General features: G+C 52.3%; 17 protein-coding genes and 1 other annotated feature. Of the genes, 1 reads left to right on the top strand and 16 read right to left on the bottom strand.

What is annotated here, in order from left to right; all coding sequences use genetic code 11:
* Positions 1-3: 3 nt before the first annotated feature.
* The 15 genes from selO to thrS all read right to left on the bottom strand — a co-directional run bounded on the left by selO (position 4) and on the right by thrS (position 13,680).
* Positions 4-1,446, bottom strand: coding sequence for a protein adenylyltransferase SelO (selO, locus tag OGX75_RS10480; protein WP_286451582.1), 1,443 nt, complete (start codon positions 1,444-1,446; stop codon positions 4-6).
* Between the two features lie 61 nt (positions 1,447-1,507).
* Positions 1,508-2,221 (bottom strand): EAL domain-containing protein, encoded by a 714-nt coding sequence (locus OGX75_RS10475; protein ID WP_012132600.1) that lies wholly within the window; start codon positions 2,219-2,221, stop codon positions 1,508-1,510.
* 339 nt (positions 2,222-2,560) lie between these two features.
* Positions 2,561-3,025, bottom strand: a complete 465-nt coding sequence (locus tag OGX75_RS10470; protein WP_012132602.1) for a C40 family peptidase — start codon at positions 3,023-3,025, stop codon at positions 2,561-2,563.
* A gap of 78 nt (positions 3,026-3,103) precedes the next feature.
* Positions 3,104-3,853, bottom strand: a complete 750-nt coding sequence (btuD, locus tag OGX75_RS10465) for a vitamin B12 ABC transporter ATP-binding protein BtuD (RefSeq protein WP_049008559.1) — start codon at positions 3,851-3,853, stop codon at positions 3,104-3,106.
* Positions 3,853-4,404 carry a glutathione peroxidase gene (locus OGX75_RS10460; protein ID WP_024130381.1) on the bottom strand — a complete coding sequence of 184 codons (552 nt, stop codon included), beginning with the start codon at positions 4,402-4,404 and terminating at the stop codon, positions 3,853-3,855. Before OGX75_RS10460 ends, btuD begins: the two co-directional genes overlap by 1 nt.
* A 47-nt stretch (positions 4,405-4,451) precedes the next feature.
* A complete protein-coding gene (bla, locus tag OGX75_RS10455) occupies positions 4,452-5,330 on the bottom strand; it encodes a class A beta-lactamase (RefSeq protein WP_286451583.1) in 879 nt (292 codons plus the stop codon).
* A gap of 29 nt (positions 5,331-5,359) precedes the next feature.
* Positions 5,360-6,340, bottom strand: a complete 981-nt coding sequence (btuC, locus tag OGX75_RS10450; RefSeq protein ID WP_071258189.1) for a vitamin B12 ABC transporter permease BtuC — start codon at positions 6,338-6,340, stop codon at positions 5,360-5,362.
* Between the two features lie 100 nt (positions 6,341-6,440).
* A complete protein-coding gene (ihfA, locus tag OGX75_RS10445; protein ID WP_001229266.1) occupies positions 6,441-6,740 on the bottom strand; it encodes an integration host factor subunit alpha in 300 nt (99 codons plus the stop codon).
* Between the two features lie 4 nt (positions 6,741-6,744).
* Positions 6,745-9,132: a phenylalanine--tRNA ligase subunit beta gene (pheT, locus tag OGX75_RS10440; protein WP_012132607.1), complete on the bottom strand. Its 2,388-nt coding sequence runs from the start codon at positions 9,130-9,132 to the stop codon at positions 6,745-6,747.
* 15 nt (positions 9,133-9,147) lie between these two features.
* A complete protein-coding gene (gene pheS / locus OGX75_RS10435) occupies positions 9,148-10,131 on the bottom strand; it encodes a phenylalanine--tRNA ligase subunit alpha (RefSeq protein WP_024130384.1) in 984 nt (327 codons plus the stop codon).
* A 62-nt stretch (positions 10,132-10,193) separates the two neighbouring features.
* Positions 10,194-10,317 (bottom strand) — a sequence feature (Phe leader region).
* A complete protein-coding gene (gene pheM, locus OGX75_RS10430; RefSeq protein ID WP_001386830.1) occupies positions 10,268-10,312 on the bottom strand; it encodes a pheST operon leader peptide PheM in 45 nt (14 codons plus the stop codon). (Overlaps the previous feature by 45 nt.)
* Before the next feature lie 119 nt (positions 10,318-10,436).
* The gene (rplT, locus tag OGX75_RS10425) at positions 10,437-10,793 is read right to left on the bottom strand and encodes a 50S ribosomal protein L20 (RefSeq protein ID WP_000124850.1); all 357 of its coding nucleotides are present in this window, start codon (positions 10,791-10,793) and stop codon (positions 10,437-10,439) included.
* 118 nt (positions 10,794-10,911) lie between these two features.
* Positions 10,912-11,109, bottom strand: a complete 198-nt coding sequence (gene rpmI / locus OGX75_RS10420; RefSeq protein WP_001124225.1) for a 50S ribosomal protein L35 — start codon at positions 11,107-11,109, stop codon at positions 10,912-10,914.
* A 96-nt stretch (positions 11,110-11,205) separates the two neighbouring features.
* The gene (infC, locus tag OGX75_RS10415; protein ID WP_047457361.1) at positions 11,206-11,748 is read right to left on the bottom strand and encodes a translation initiation factor IF-3; all 543 of its coding nucleotides are present in this window, start codon (positions 11,746-11,748) and stop codon (positions 11,206-11,208) included.
* A gap of 3 nt (positions 11,749-11,751) precedes the next feature.
* On the bottom strand, positions 11,752-13,680 hold the full coding sequence (gene thrS / locus OGX75_RS10410; protein ID WP_060816194.1) for a threonine--tRNA ligase: 1,929 nt from the start codon (positions 13,678-13,680) through the stop codon (positions 11,752-11,754).
* Between the two features lie 304 nt (positions 13,681-13,984).
* Between thrS and yniD the strand changes: the two genes are divergently transcribed.
* Positions 13,985-14,092, top strand: coding sequence for a small membrane protein YniD (gene yniD / locus OGX75_RS10405; RefSeq protein WP_096753848.1), 108 nt, complete (start codon positions 13,985-13,987; stop codon positions 14,090-14,092).
* A gap of 189 nt (positions 14,093-14,281) precedes the next feature.
* On the opposite strand, the gene OGX75_RS10400 is transcribed toward yniD, so the two are convergent.
* Positions 14,282-15,040, bottom strand: coding sequence for a DUF481 domain-containing protein (locus OGX75_RS10400; protein WP_012132613.1), 759 nt, complete (start codon positions 15,038-15,040; stop codon positions 14,282-14,284).
* Positions 15,041-15,234 lie beyond the last annotated feature (194 nt).

Below are 15,234 nucleotides of genomic sequence, written 5' to 3'. Positions count from 1 at the left end.
CAATCAGCTTGAGCAACTGACTTCCAGCCGTTTACCCCAGTCCGGCGGACGGTTGACATAATCGTCATCTCTGTCGGTAAAGGGGTCGCGCAGAACCTGATGCAGTTGATGTAATTCGCCCATATCCCCCTGCTCAGCGCTGGCTATCGCGCGTTGCGCCAGCCAGTTGCGCAGCACCACCGCAGGATTCACGCGCTGCATGTGCTGTTGACGCGTTGCATCATCCACCTGCTCCTGCTGTAAACGCGCCCGGTAACGGCTGAACCACCCGTCAAAGGCCGCGCGATCGATAAATTCGTCACGCAGCGGCGATGCCGCGCTCTGTTGCTCAGTCTGACTCAACATACGGAACGTTCGGCTATAATCGCTGCCTTCGCGTGCCATCAGGGCGAAAAGCTCGTTGAGAAGCGCGTTGTCCTCTTTTTGTTCGGTAAAGAAGCCCAGTTTTTGCCGCATGCGCTGCCCGTAGTGCGTGAGCAACGCCAGCTGATAGCCATCCAGCGCATCATTCAGCGTATCGACCGGCATAAACGGCGACAGGGTTTGCGCCAGGCGTTGCAGATTCCACAATCCGACAGCCGGTTGATTATCGAAGCTATAGCGCCCCTGGTGATCGGAGTGGTTACAGATAAACCCTGGCTGATAATCATCCAGGAAACCGAAAGGACCATAATCTATCGTCAGCCCCAGTACAGACATGTTATCGGTGTTCATCACGCCATGCGCAAAACCTACCGTTTGCCAGTCAGCAATCAACCTCGCCGTGCGCGCCACTACGTCCCGGAACCAGAGCGCATACTTGTCCTCTTCCGCCTGAAATTGCGGCCAGTAATGGCGAATCGCAAAATCGGCCAGCTGACGGACTTTATCCGGCTCACGCCGATAGTAAAAATGTTCGAAATGACCGAAACGCATATGGCTTTGCGCCAGACGCATGAGCATCGCGCCGGATTCAACCGTTTCCCTGTAAACAGGCGTGTCGCTGGTGACGATAGACAGCGCCCGCGTTGTGGGGATGCCAAGATAGTGCATCGCCTCGCTGGCCAGACTTTCACGGATCGTTGAGCGCAGCACTGCTCGCCCGTCGCCCATGCGGGAGTATGGCGTTAGTCCGGCGCCTTTCAGGTGCCAGTCAAGCGTACTGCCGTCCGCCAGCAGTTGTTCGCCTAACAGAATACCGCGTCCATCACCGAGCTGGCCGGCCCAGACGCCAAACTGATGGCCGCTATAAACCTGAGCCAGAGGCGACATGCCGGGCAGTAATGACTCGCCGCCCCACACGCCTGCGCCGTTTTCCATATCAAACAACGAAGGTGGTATCGCCAGCTGCTGCGCCAGCGCATCGTTATGCCAAATCAGGCGGGCATGACTCAGAGGAGTTGGAGAAAGTGCTGTATATGTGGCTGGCAGTTCGTCACGCCAGCGGGATGTAAAAGACAGGGTCATAGGGCCTCCTGCCTGTAGTGTAGACGGTTAATACCCGCTTAAACACCAGCAAATAAAAAGGTTATCCCTGAACCAGCGTCGTAACCTGGCTCGCTGGCACGGCAGGCCATAAACATCCTTGCAGCGCGCTAAATCCCATTGATGATATCCGCGCCAGCATCTCTTCAGTATCAATACCCGCAATCATTATCGAATCACAGCACGGTGATATCTGCGAAATAATAGCCTGCATAAAGGGTTCAAAAGAAAGACTTGCGGATCTTTGCTGGACAAAGTTTTTATCCAGCGCGACGCGTTTGAAGAGACCATCAAAGATCGCTTTTATCGATGTATCGCCAGCGCCGAAATTGGCAAGGATGAGGGGAAATCGTCCGGCTAACTCAGCCAGAATTTGATTCTCTTTCCCAAGACTTAATTCAGGATAATTCTCATTAATCATCAGTTCCAAAAATGGAAAGCGCCTTACATGGGATACAAACTCGCCGTCTGATAATAATGATGCGACGACGGCTGGCGTTAAATTAATCCAGGCAATAAGTTTATGTTGAATAAAAAAATGTTGGCACGTTTCCAGCAATGCGAGTTTTTCTTCGAACAGACAACGCTGTTCTTCTGCTGACAGGCGCGGCATGACCAGCTCCGTCGGCATACGGACATTACCGTCTTCAGTGACAAAGTTTGCAACAATCTCCAGACCGACGAGTTTCTCTTTCTCGGTTCGGGCAGGAACAAAATAAAGGTGAGAATGATAAAAGTTATCCAGTGAAACAATCATTGTGCCAGCCCCGCTGCATGGGTGTAATCCGGCATCCTGTAAGAAAGAACGAAGAAAGATGTCATTTCTGATACGACTGGAGGTGCTTTCATTTTTTCCTTTTTAGCCGGTAAACCGGGTCCTTTTTTTAGCTTATCTCGATTATAAACCAATATCCAGTTTTGCATTTTCCGCAAGACACCGGATAAATCATTTTGACTAAAAATACTTTTGCAAAATGTAGGGTTAAAACTATTTCTGATAACTCACGATAGCCCTGGCATTCAGACAATGAGAAATCAATTTCTTAAATATAGATGATGAAGCGGCCGCTGGGTATCCGCTTTACCATCGATAGCATTAAATACGTCTCGCCTGCCAGAAATTTTTCCGCCAGTAGACATTGTCGAGCGATGAGCGCATCACGCCACGGCTGGTAGACGCATGAATAAATTGATTGTTGGTATCATAAATGCCGACGTGCAAACCACTTTCCCCCGATCCGGTTTTAAAAAAGACCAGGTCGCCGGGCAGCAGTTCATCTTTGTCGATTTCCGTACCAATTTTTGACTGTTGGCGCGTTTCACGCGGCAGTTGTAAATCAAATTTGTCGCGCATCGTCATCAACACAAATCCCGAGCAGTCCACCCCGCTACGGCTCATTCCGCCATAGCGATACGGTGTACCTCTCCAGGACTGTAGCTGATCGTTCAGGCCCGCGATAACCATAATGGAATCCGAAAGCCTGGCGTTAGGTGCTGGCGCACGATGGCTGCTACACCCTGCCAAAAACAGTGCTGCGATAAGAAGAAGCCAAAAGCGCATTCAGGACGAATCCTCTATCTTTTTATTCTTGCTTCTATTTAGCGTGGAAATTATGTGTTTTTCAAGAACCCATTTAACTTAAGTGGTTGATATGAGCATTCTGTGGCCTTCAACGTCCAGCCGACGGAAGTTCATGCCGTATGCCCGGGCCAGATTTGGCGGCGTCAGCACCTCGTCACGCCGCCCGCTGGCGATCAATTTCCCCTGTTTCAGCAACCAGGCGCGATGCGCGTGGCGCAGAGTATGGTTAAGGTCATGGCTGCTCATCACGATGGCGATACCCTGGCTGCATAGCTGGCTCAACAGCCTATCCAGCGCGTTTTGTTGCGCAACGTCCAGACTGTTCATCGGCTCATCCAGTAGCAGAAGCTGCCCTCGCGGGTTAGCGTGAGGGTGAATTTGCAATATCACCGCCGCCAGACGTACACGCTGCCACTCGCCGCCGGAGAGTTGATTCGCGCTCCGCCCCAGCTTGTCGCTCAGCCCAAGCGCCTGCGCAACGTCATTCAGCAGGTTCGTTTGCGTTTTATCAGGTTGATGCAGCGTCAGGAAATGCCAGACCGGCATTGAAAATGGGGGATTCTGCTGCTGCGCGAGATAGGCCCGATGTTGAGCCAGTTTCGCCGCAGGCCATGTCTCCAGCGACGCGCCGTCGAATATGACGGTGCCTTCCCCGAAGGTTAAGCCCGCCATACGCGCCAGCAGCGTACTTTTCCCTGCCCCATTCGGCCCCACGAGGTGAAGAATCTCGCCAGGCTTAACGTCGCCGGAAAGCGGCCCCAGACGCGTCGTTTCGGCAACATCCTGTAACTGCATCAACGAGATCATTATTTTGCCAACGCGATTTTGATACTTTCCACCATCCCCGGATCTTCAGGCGTCATGTCCGGTGAGAAACGCTGTACGACCTGTCCATCCCTGCCGATTAAAAACTTCTCAAAGTTCCACAAAATATCGTCCGGGTAAAGCGGCGCGCGGCCTTTACTCGCCATGCGCTCATAGAAACCGCTACCTTCCGGCGCAACGGCGGCAGGCGCTGCGGCAATCAACTTCTGATACAGTGGATGGCGGTTCTCACCATTGACGTCAACCTTGCTGAACATCGGGAATGTGACGCCCCAGGTGGTGCTGCAATAGGTTTTAATCTCCTCTTCAGTGCCAGGTTCCTGACCAAGAAACTGGTTGCAGGGAAAACCTAACACCGTAAAGCCCTGATCGGCCCAGGCTTTCTGAATATTCTCCAGCTGTTCGTATTGTGGCGTTAAGCCACATTTCGAGGCCACATTAACCACCAGCAGTACGTTTCCGGCGTACTTCTCAAGCGTGGTGACATCCCCGTCGATCGTCGTCACTTCAGTGTTGAGAATGGTATCTTGCATAGCGTCTCCCATATAACAGGCGGATGTGAGTGATCAAATATCAGCTTTTAATCATAGACTGCGAGTGTTGAAAACAGCGACTCCCCGATGCGGACAATCGCGGCGTCACGCTGCGCCATTGTCGCCGGAGTTTGTGTAATATAGATAACCACGAGCAGAGGTTTTTGTGATGTCGGCCAGACAACGCTGACAATAGAACGCGAACCGTTGTCGCCCGCCCCGGTTTTATCCGCGATTTTCCAGCCGTCCGGCAAGACCGAACGCAGCAGACCGTCAGCCACTTTGTCGTCCCGCATCCATTGCATAAGCTGCTCTCTTGAGGATGGCTGCAACACATTCCCCAGCAGTAGCGTATTGAGCGTCTTCGCTATCGCGACAGGCGTCGTGGAGTCGCGTTCATCACCGGGAATGGCGCTGTTCAGTTCGGGCTCATAGCGATCGAGGCGGGTTATCGTATCCCCCGAATCACGCAAAAACTGCGTGACGGCCTGCGGCCCGTTGAGCTTCCTGGCGATGAGATTGGCAGCCGTGTTATCGCTGTAGCTTACCGCCGCGCTGCACAATTGCGCCCAGCTCATGGCGTCTGGCGCCACATGTTTTTCAGTAATCGGCGAATACTCCACCAGCTGCGAGGGTTCAAACTGCGTTGAAGCAGAAAGCGCCAGCGCCTTCCTGTCGACTTCACGTAATAACGCTGCGCATAACAGCGGCTTGTGCGTACTGTTTAACGGGAACCGTTCTTCTCCCCGATAATGGGTGATACTGTTGGTCGCCGTATCAAGTACCGCAATGCCAATCCGGGCATGAAGACGCTGTTCTTCCTGCGTCGCGATAGCCGACACGTATTGCGCCGTCAGCGGTGCGGCCATCGCAGAACCGCTGAGTGCCGCCAGCACATACAGACCCCATTTCATCCGTTGCCACATACTAATGACTTCCTCATTTCTCATTTTGGCTAGCGCCTGGATTTTAATAATAGCCAGATGAAGACCGGCGCCCCCATCGTCGCCGTCACTACGCCGATAGGCAGTTCCGCCGACGCCAGCGCCAGACGGGCGATAACATCCGCCAGCAGCAGAGCTATCGCCCCCGCCAGCGCACAGCCCGGCAGCAAAGCGCGATGATCGCTCAGACCGCAAAGCCGTAAGATATGTGGGATCACCAGGCCGATAAACCCAATCGAACCCGCGAGCGCAACGCTAACGCCGACCATCCAGCCCGTGGCGACCACCAGCAAATTGCGCCAGAACCACAGCGGCAGCCCCAGCTGACGCGCGGACGTTTCGCCCAGCGCCAGAATATTCATCGGCTGCGACTGGCAGCAAATCCAGAGTGAAACCGGGATCAGGGCAATCATCAGCCAGGCCTGCTGCCAGTCCACCCCGCCGAATCCGCCCATCATCCAGTACATCAACTGGCGCAGGTCGAAGGAGGTTGAAAAATAGATGGCCCACGTCATCATCGCGCTGCAAATAATGCCAAGCGCAACGCCCGCCAGCAGCAGGCGGCTGGTTGATAAATGTCGACGGGCAAATCGCAGGAGAATAAGTGTGATGATAAGCGCGCCGGCAATAGCGCAAATCCCCAGCGCCCAGCCGGGTAACTGACCTTGCCCCAGTAGCACTGCGGCAATAAGGCCCACGCCAGCGCCGTTGGAGACGCCAAGCAATCCGGGCTCGGCAAGCGGGTTTTCAAATAACGCCTGCATTACCGCGCCTGACAGCGCCAGCGCGGCGCCTACCAGCAGAACAGCAAGCGTGCGAGGGAGTCGTATCTGCCAGACAAACAGTTCACCACGGGCGCTGAACCAGTCGCCAGGGGCTATCCACTGATCTCCGGCGCACAGGCTTAATACCACTGCCAGCAGCATAAGCACCGACAGACTGGATAACCAGCGCACATTGCGGCGCTGTTGTTGGCAGGCAAAAGTCAGCATGTTTTCCATTCAGCTGAAAAGGGATGATGTTGATTTTACGGTGCGTAACCATCACAGGAAAGAAAAAAGGCCGCAAAGCGGCCTTTTTAGTTAGATCAGATTACTCTTCTTTGGGCGAAGCGTTTTCAACCCGGCTTTTCAACTTCTGTCCGGGTCTGAAGGTCACCACGCGCCGTGCTGTAATGGGAATATCTTCGCCCGTTTTCGGGTTACGTCCCGGACGTTGATTCTTATCACGCAGATCGAAGTTACCAAAACCAGAGAGTTTCACCTGCTCACCGTTTTCCAGAGCACGACGAATCTCCTCGAAAAACAGCTCGACCAGTTCTTTGGCATCCCGCTTGCTAAGCCCAAGCTTATCAAACAGATATTCTGACATTTCAGCTTTTGTAAGCGCCATAGGTTCAATCCCTCAATGATGCCTGGAATCGCTCTTTTAATGCCTCTACACATTTGGCGACGGTAGCGGCAATCTCCTCTTCTTCGAGTGTACGGCTGGTATCCTGAAGGATCAGGCTGATAGCGAGGCTCTTATAACCCTCCGCAACACCCTTACCGCGGTACACGTCAAATAAGTTTACGCCAACTACCTGATTTACGCCAACTTTCTTACACTCGGATAAAATATCCGCTGCGGGAACGTTTTCTGCGACCACCACCGCGATGTCGCGACGGTTAGCCGGGAAGCGCGAAATCTCGCGCGCCTGAGGCACCACGCGGTCTGCGAGCTTATTCCACTCCAGTTCAAACACCAGAGTGCGACCGTTCAGATCCAGTTTACGTTCCAGCTCAGGATGAACAACCCCAATAAAACCAATGCGTTCACCTTTCAGATAAATCGCCGCGGACTGCCCAGGATGCAGCGCCGGATTCGCTTCCGCCCTGAACTGAATGTCGGCCAGTTTGCCGGTGAGATCCAGCACCGCTTCCAGATCGCCTTTCAGATCATAGAAATCAACGGTCTCTTTCGCCAGATTCCAGTGCTCGTCATAACGGTTGCCGCAAATCACCCCTGCCAACATCAGATCCTGACGAATGCCCAGATTTGCCTGGGTATCCGGCACGAAACGCAGACCGGTTTCAAAGATACGCACGCGATTCTGCTGACGGTTCTGGTTATAGACCACCGTTGACAGCAGGCCGGTCCACAGTGAAAGACGCATCGCCGACATCTCAATGGAGATCGGGCTTGGCAGCAACAGCGCTTCTTCGCCCGGATGCAGCAGTTGCTGAACCTTCGGATCGACAAAGCTATAGGTGATCACTTCCTGGTAGCCTTTGTCATTGAGCATGGTTTTCACACGCTTCAGCGACAAGTTGGCTTCACGGTGAGTCCCCATGATTAAACCCGCCTGAATCGGCTCATCAGGAATGTTGTTATAGCCATACACGCGGGCCACTTCTTCGACCAGATCTTCTTCAATCTCCATGTCGAAACGCCAGCTCGGCGCGACCGCTTTCCATTCGTCCTGACCTTCAGTCACTTCGCAGCCCAGACGACGCAGAATATCGCTCACCTGCTCATCGGCAATGTGATGCCCGATCAGACGATCCAGCTTGCTACGACGAAGCGTAATGGTCGCGCGTTTCGGCAGCGTGGCGTCATTCGTGACGTCGATAACCGGACCGGCTTCGCCGCCGCAAATGTCGATCAACAGGCGGGTGGCGCGCTCCATTGCTTTGTACTGCAACGCCGGGTCCACACCACGCTCATAGCGGTGGGAAGCATCCGTATGCAGACCGTGGCGACGCGCACGACCGGTAATAGACAGCGGGCTAAAGAACGCGCATTCCAGCAGCACGTTTTGCGTTTCCTCATTCACGCCGGAATGCTCGCCGCCAAAGATACCACCCATCGCCAGCGCTTTGTGGTGATCCGCGATCACCAGCGTATCGGTGCTCAGCTTCGCTTCTGTGCCGTCCAGCAGCACCAGGGTTTCGCCCTCTTTGGCCATACGCACGACAATACCGCCTTCAATACGGTCTTTGTCAAAGGCATGCATCGGCTGACCCAGTTCAAGCAGTACATAGTTGGTGACGTCAACGACAGCATCAATGGAACGAATGCCGCAGCGACGCAGCTTCTCTTTCATCCACAGCGGCGTAGGCGCTTTAACATTAATGCCTTTCACCACGCGACCCAAGTAGCGCGGGCAGGCATCCGGCGCTTCAACCGCGATCGGCAGCGTGTCATTGATGGTGGCTGCAACAGGTGCGATCTCCGGCTCAACCAGCGCGATTTTGTTCAGGACAGCGACATCACGCGCCACACCGATGATCCCTAAGCAGTCGGCGCGGTTCGGCGTCACGCTGATTTCAATGGTGTTATCGTCAAGCTTCAGGTATTCACGGATATCGGTTCCGATCGGCGCATCCGTCGGTAATTCGATGATGCCGCTATGGTCGTCGGAAATCCCCAGTTCGGAGAAGGAGCACAGCATCCCTTCCGACGGCTCGCCGCGCAGTTTAGCGGCTTTGATTTTGAAATCGCCCGGCAGAACCGCGCCGATAGTTGCAACGGCTACTTTCAGCCCCTGACGGCAGTTAGGCGCGCCACAGACGATATCCAGCAGACGTTCGCCGCCCACGTTCACTTTCGTAACGCGCAGTTTATCTGCGTTCGGGTGCTGGCCGCACTCCACCACTTCACCCACAACCACGCCGTTGAACTCACCGGCGACGGCGTCAACGCCATCCACTTCCAGACCCGCCATCGTAATCTGATCCGACAACGCATCGCTGTCGATTGCCGGGTTCACCCATTCGCGTAACCACAGTTCACTGAATTTCATTGTTTTACCCTGCCTTTATTTAAACTGTTTGAGGAAACGCAGATCGTTTTCGAAGAATGAGCGCAGATCGGTCACGCCATAACGCAGCATGGTCAGACGCTCCATCCCCATACCAAACGCGAAGCCAGAGTAGATTTCCGGGTCGATGCCCACGTTGCGCAGAACGTTCGGATGTACCATCCCGCAACCCAGCACTTCCAGCCATTTGCCGTTTTTGCCCATCACATCCACTTCTGCGGACGGTTCCGTGAACGGGAAGTAAGAAGGACGGAAACGGATTTGCAGGTCTTCTTCAAAGAAGTTACGCAGGAAGTCGTGCAGCGTGCCTTTCAGGTTGGTGAAGCTGATGTTGGTGTCAACAATCAGCCCTTCCATCTGATGGAACATCGGGGTGTGCGTTTGATCGTAGTCGTTACGGTACACTCGGCCCGGCGCAATAATACGGATCGGCGGCTGCTGTTCTTTCATGGTACGAATCTGCACGCCGGAGGTCTGCGTACGCAGCAGGCGGGTGGCATCAAACCAGAAAGTGTCGTGGTCAGCGCGGGCCGGGTGATGGCCTGGAATGTTCAGCGCATCGAAGTTATGGTAATCGTCTTCGATCTCCGGGCCAGTCGCCACGGTAAAACCAAGCTCACCGAAGAAACTTTCAATACGATCAATGGTACGTGTTACCGGATGCAGACCACCGTTCTCAATACGACGCCCAGGCAGAGAAACGTCGATGGTTTCCGCCGCCAGACGTGCATTCAGCGCCGCGTTTTCTAAATCCGCTTTGCGCGCGTTCAGCGCTTGTTGTACCTGCTCTTTTGCTTCATTGATAACCGCGCCGGCTGCCGGACGCTCTTCTGGCGGCAATTCACGCAGGGTCGTCATCTGAAGGGTTAAATGCCCTTTCTTGCCCAAATATTCGACGCGTACATTGTCTAACGCGGCAACATCTGACGCCTGGTTAATGGCTGCCTTCGCACTGGCAACCAGCTCTGCGAGATGTGACATGGTTTTCCTCATTGTGTCGGTGAAGACACCGGTTCGTTGGACTTAATCTCTCGATTTCAGGTACAAAAAAAGCCTCCATCAGGAGGCTTTTTCGCGCTGTTTTTCGTTTCTTCTTTCACGCGCTAGCCTCCTGGAATCAGGTGCTAAAGTAAAAAAAGAAGCGGAAAATAGCAGCATTCATGCTTGCGTTACCTTGTGTGGTAAAACCGGACAACCTTTATTGAAAAGGGTTACGGATAAATTGTCAACTGATTGATTGCACTACAAATAAAAGAGAGGGAGCCAGGCTCCCTCTTTTCACTGGCTTATGCCAGAGCTGCTTTCGCTTTCTCAACCAGAGCGGTGAACGCTACTTTGTCGAATACTGCGATGTCAGCCAGGATCTTACGGTCGATTTCAACAGAGGCTTTTTTCAGGCCGTTGATGAATTTGCTGTAAGAAATACCGTTCTGACGTGCTGCTGCGTTGATACGCGCAATCCACAGTTGACGGAACTGACGCTTACGTTGACGACGGTCACGGTAAGCATACTGACCAGCTTTGATAACTGCCTGGAAGGCAACGCGGTATACGCGAGAACGCGCACCGTAGTAGCCTTTGGCTTGTTTCAAAATTTTCTTGTGACGTGCGCGTGCAATTACACCACGTTTTACGCGAGCCATAGTGCTCTCCTGTATCTATTCTGATTCGCCCTTCATCTTTCACATTTTCGCGACGTTAACCGCCTTGCGACATGCGAAATCTATTGGGCATAAAAAAGTTAAAAAAAACGTTAACGGCTTATGCGTACGGCAGGCACGCGATTACCAGACCCAGATCGCCTTTGGAAACCATGGCTTTCGGGCGCAGGTGACGTTTACGCTTGGTCGCTTTTTTGGTCAGAATATGACGCAGGTTAGCGTGCTTGTGCTTAAAACCACCTTTACCGGTTTTTTTGAAGCGCTTAGCAGCACCGCGTACGGTCTTAATTTTTGGCATTTTAATAACTTCCACTTCGCATTGTTAATAAACGAAACCCAGGCGAACAAAATCTGTGAAGCCCGAAGGCTCCACAGGAATTGCTACTTGAAGGCCTTACTGTTTCTTCTTAGGAGCGAGCACCATAATCATCTGACGGCCTTCGATCTTCGTAGGGAAGGATTCGACAACTGCCAGTTCAGCCAGATCTTCTTTCACGCGATTAAGCACTTCCATACCGATCTGTTGGTGGGCCATCTCACGACCGCGGAAACGCAGCGTGATCTTGGCCTTATCGCCCTCTTCGAGAAAGCGAATCAGGCTGCGGAGTTTTACCTGATAGTCGCCTTCATCTGTACCAGGACGGAATTTAATTTCCTTAACCTGGATAACTTTTTGCTTTTTCTTCTGTTCCTTAGAAGACTTACTCTTTTCATAGAGGAATTTGCCGTAATCCATTATACGACAAACCGGCGGCTCGGCGTTAGGGCTGATTTCGACTAAGTCTACTCCAGCTTCTTCAGCTTTTTCCAGAGCTTCTCTCAGACTCACAATACCAAGCTGCTCGCCTTCCAGACCTGTTAAGCGAACTTCCTGGGCGCGAATTTCGCCATTGATACGGTTAGGACGCGCCGTTTGAACTCGTTTTCCGCCTTTAATACTTTATTCCTCCAGTTGTTGAAGACTGCGGCTGCGAATCTCTTGTTGCAGCTTCTCGATAACTTCATTTACGTCCAGGCTGCCCAAGTCTTTGCCACGACGGGTACGCACGGCTACTTTGCCTGCTTCTACCTCTTTGTCGCCACAGACCAACATGTAAGGGACACGACGTAAAGTGTGCTCGCGGATTTTAAAGCCTATCTTCTCATTTCTCAAGTCTGCTTTTACACGAATGCCCGCATTTTGTAGTTTCTGCGTCAATTCGTTAACGTATTCAGACTGAGTATCGGTAATGTTCATCACCACTACCTGAACCGGCGCAAGCCAGGTCGGGAAGAAGCCTGCGAACTCTTCAGTCAGGATACCGATGAAACGTTCCATTGACCCAAGAATCGCGCGGTGAATCATCACCGGCACCTGACGCTCGTTGTTTTCGCCAACATAAGAGGCGTTCAGACGAGACGGCAGAGAGAAGTCCAACTGTACCGTACCGCACTGCCATGCACGATCGAGGCAGTCATACAGGGTAAATTCAATTTTCGGACCGTAGAATGCGCCCTCACCCAGTTGATACTCAAACGGGATGTTGTTTTCTTCCAGCGCAACGGCCAGATCCGCCTCAGCACGATCCCACATTTCATCGCTACCGATACGTTTTTCGGGGCGAGTGGAAAGTTTGACGACGATCTTCTCGAAGCCAAAGGTGCTGTACATATCGTAGACCATACGAATACAGGCGTTCACTTCATCGCGAATCTGTTCTTCAGTACAGAAGATATGCGCATCATCCTGGGTGAAGCCACGTACGCGCATCAGGCCATGCAAGGCGCCTGACGGTTCGTTACGGTGGCAGCTACCGAATTCCGCCATACGCAGCGGCAGATCGCGGTAGGACTTCAGACCCTGGTTGAAGATCTGCACGTGGCCCGGGCAGTTCATCGGCTTGATGCAGTATTCACGGTTCTCTGAAGAGGTAGTGAACATCGCATCTTTGTAGTTTTCCCAGTGCCCGGTTTTTTCCCACAGCACACGGTCCATCATGAACGGGCCTTTAACTTCCTGATACTGATATTCTTTGAGCTTAGAACGCACAAAGACTTCCAGTTCACGGAAGATAGTCCAGCCGTCGTTATGCCAGAACACCATACCTGGCGCTTCTTCCTGCATATGATACAGGTCAAGCTGCTTACCGATTTTACGGTGGTCGCGCTTGGCGGCTTCTTCAAGGCGTTGCAGATAGGCGTTCAGGGATTTTTTATCCGCCCACGCCGTACCATAAATACGTTGCAGCATCTTGTTGTTGCTGTCGCCACGCCAGTATGCCCCTGCGGTTTTCATCAGTTTGAAGTGATGGCAGAAACGCATGTTCGGCACGTGCGGGCCACGGCACATATCGACATATTCTTCATGATGATACAAGCCCGGCTTGTCATCATGCGCAATATTCTCATCAAGAATAGAAACCTTATAGGTTTCGCCACGCTTCACGAAGGTTTCACGCGCTTCGTGCCAGCTCACTTTCTTCTTAATGACGTCGTAGTTTTTCTCAGCAAGCTCGTGCATCCGTTTTTCGAGCGCGTCGACATCTTCCTGGGTTAACGTACGGTCGAGATCAATATCATAGTAAAAACCGTTATCGACAACCGGACCGATAGCCATTTTGGTGTTCGGCCAAAGTTGTTTAATCGCGTGCCCTAACAGGTGCGCGCAGGAGTGACGAATGATCTCCAGACCTTCTTCATCTTTCGCGGTGATGATTGCCAGCTGAGCGTCGTGTTCAATGAGATCGGACGCGTCAACCAGTTCGCCATTAACGCGACCTGCGATACAGGCTTTCGCCAGTCCTGGACCAATGTCCAGCGCAACATCCATGGGGCTTACAGCGTGGTCGTAATGGCGTTGGCTGCCATCAGGAAGAGTAATAACAGGCATGTTATATCCTTATTTGCAGTGGTGACCCACACGAAAGATCACATACAAAGTTTCAATATTTAAAATTATCAAAAAGTTATGGGCTGATTCCCGCTTCACTCTGCGAAATATGTCACGGCCCGCCTGAATGGCAAGACTGGACCTACACCCGTTTTTTGATAACACCGCTTGACAGTGTACACGGCATTGACTGCCGATCAAAGCCGCAATCACGCCGAACTGTATGATGTAAATCAATTCCCTGACGCGCCATCGCTTTTGTTACACTGGGAGCATCAGTCCGATTTTGACAGGAAGAGAGAAAATGCCAACAAACCGCTTTGCCAAAAAACACTGGAAGATGGTTGTCGTATTGCTCCTCATTTGCGGCGCAATGTTGCTGCTCCGCTGGGCGGCGATGATTTGGGGCTAATATCCGAAGCGTTCGCCGAAAGTTAATTCCTGCGAATGAATAGAAAGCATCAATAATATGCACGTTCAACGCATTTTTATGAATGGCATTCGCTACGGAAAATATAAATATAATTTCACTTAGCGCGCAATCGCGATAAAAACGCTAATTTAAAAAGCCGGGTCGTGTTTAAAACAACCCGGCAGGCGATTACATCTTATACCCTAACGATACCGTCGTGCGGCGATCGGTATGTTCCGGCGCCGTTGCGGGCGGTTCGGAGTTCCAGGTCAGGTTATAAGCCACCTTTAAACCAAAATGCTCGTTGATCGCGACATTCAACGCCGTCTCTGAGTTGAGGGTGGTATCTTCAGCGCCGAAAACGGACACGCCCTGCGTAAATTTGGTGTTATCCGTCATCTGCCAGGCGTAGCTACCGGAAGCGTAGCCCAGCGGTTGGGTCTCGGTTTTGCCATCGGTATGTTCGTCATAGCGTACGCCAGGACCGAATTCAAAACGGAAGCTGTGCACCGGCCCGTTGAGGAACTGACGGCCATAACCGGCGGTCAGTGTGTCACGCTCACGATAACCGTTGTAACGGTCTGTCAGCCAGCTTGCCTGGCCAAACAGGTAATCGTAGTCGGTCATATTGAAACGGCTACGGCCGCCTACCGCGTATTTCTCCGAAGAGCGCTCATCGTTGGAGGATGTATTGCTGGCATTCCCCCACAGCGACCAGGCGGTGGTTGCACCGTACCAGGTCATCGTGGTGTCAGCCGTTAAAGAAGAACTTTTCGTGTTGCCTGACTGAGCAAGGTAGCCCGCATTCAGGTTACCTTCGAAGGGTTTCTTCGCAGTGGCGGGATCATCCATGACAGTAAAAACGGAATCATCAGCAGCGGCATGCATTGACGCAAATACGCCCCCTGCCAACATTAATGCAGCGGGTACTGTCTTCAAAAGCTTCATTTATAAAGAGTCCGTACAACAAAAAAAGAGACCGTTACGGTCCCGGAAACTTTCATAAGGATCAATGACAAACGATCCAGGAAAGGTAACAAATTATAAAAAGGCTCGAATAACATAGCAATGAATTCTTATTTCATTTTTTGAATAAGAGAGTTCCCAAAGCAGATATTTATTTATATATCTTTCTCCCGGTA

It is taken from the genome of Citrobacter sp. CK199 (assembly GCF_030333285.1).
Lineage (GTDB): Bacteria > Pseudomonadota > Gammaproteobacteria > Enterobacterales > Enterobacteriaceae > Citrobacter_B > Citrobacter_B koseri.
The sequence above is the reverse complement of the archived record's forward strand: the minus strand, read 5'-3'. Positions and strand labels throughout refer to the sequence as shown.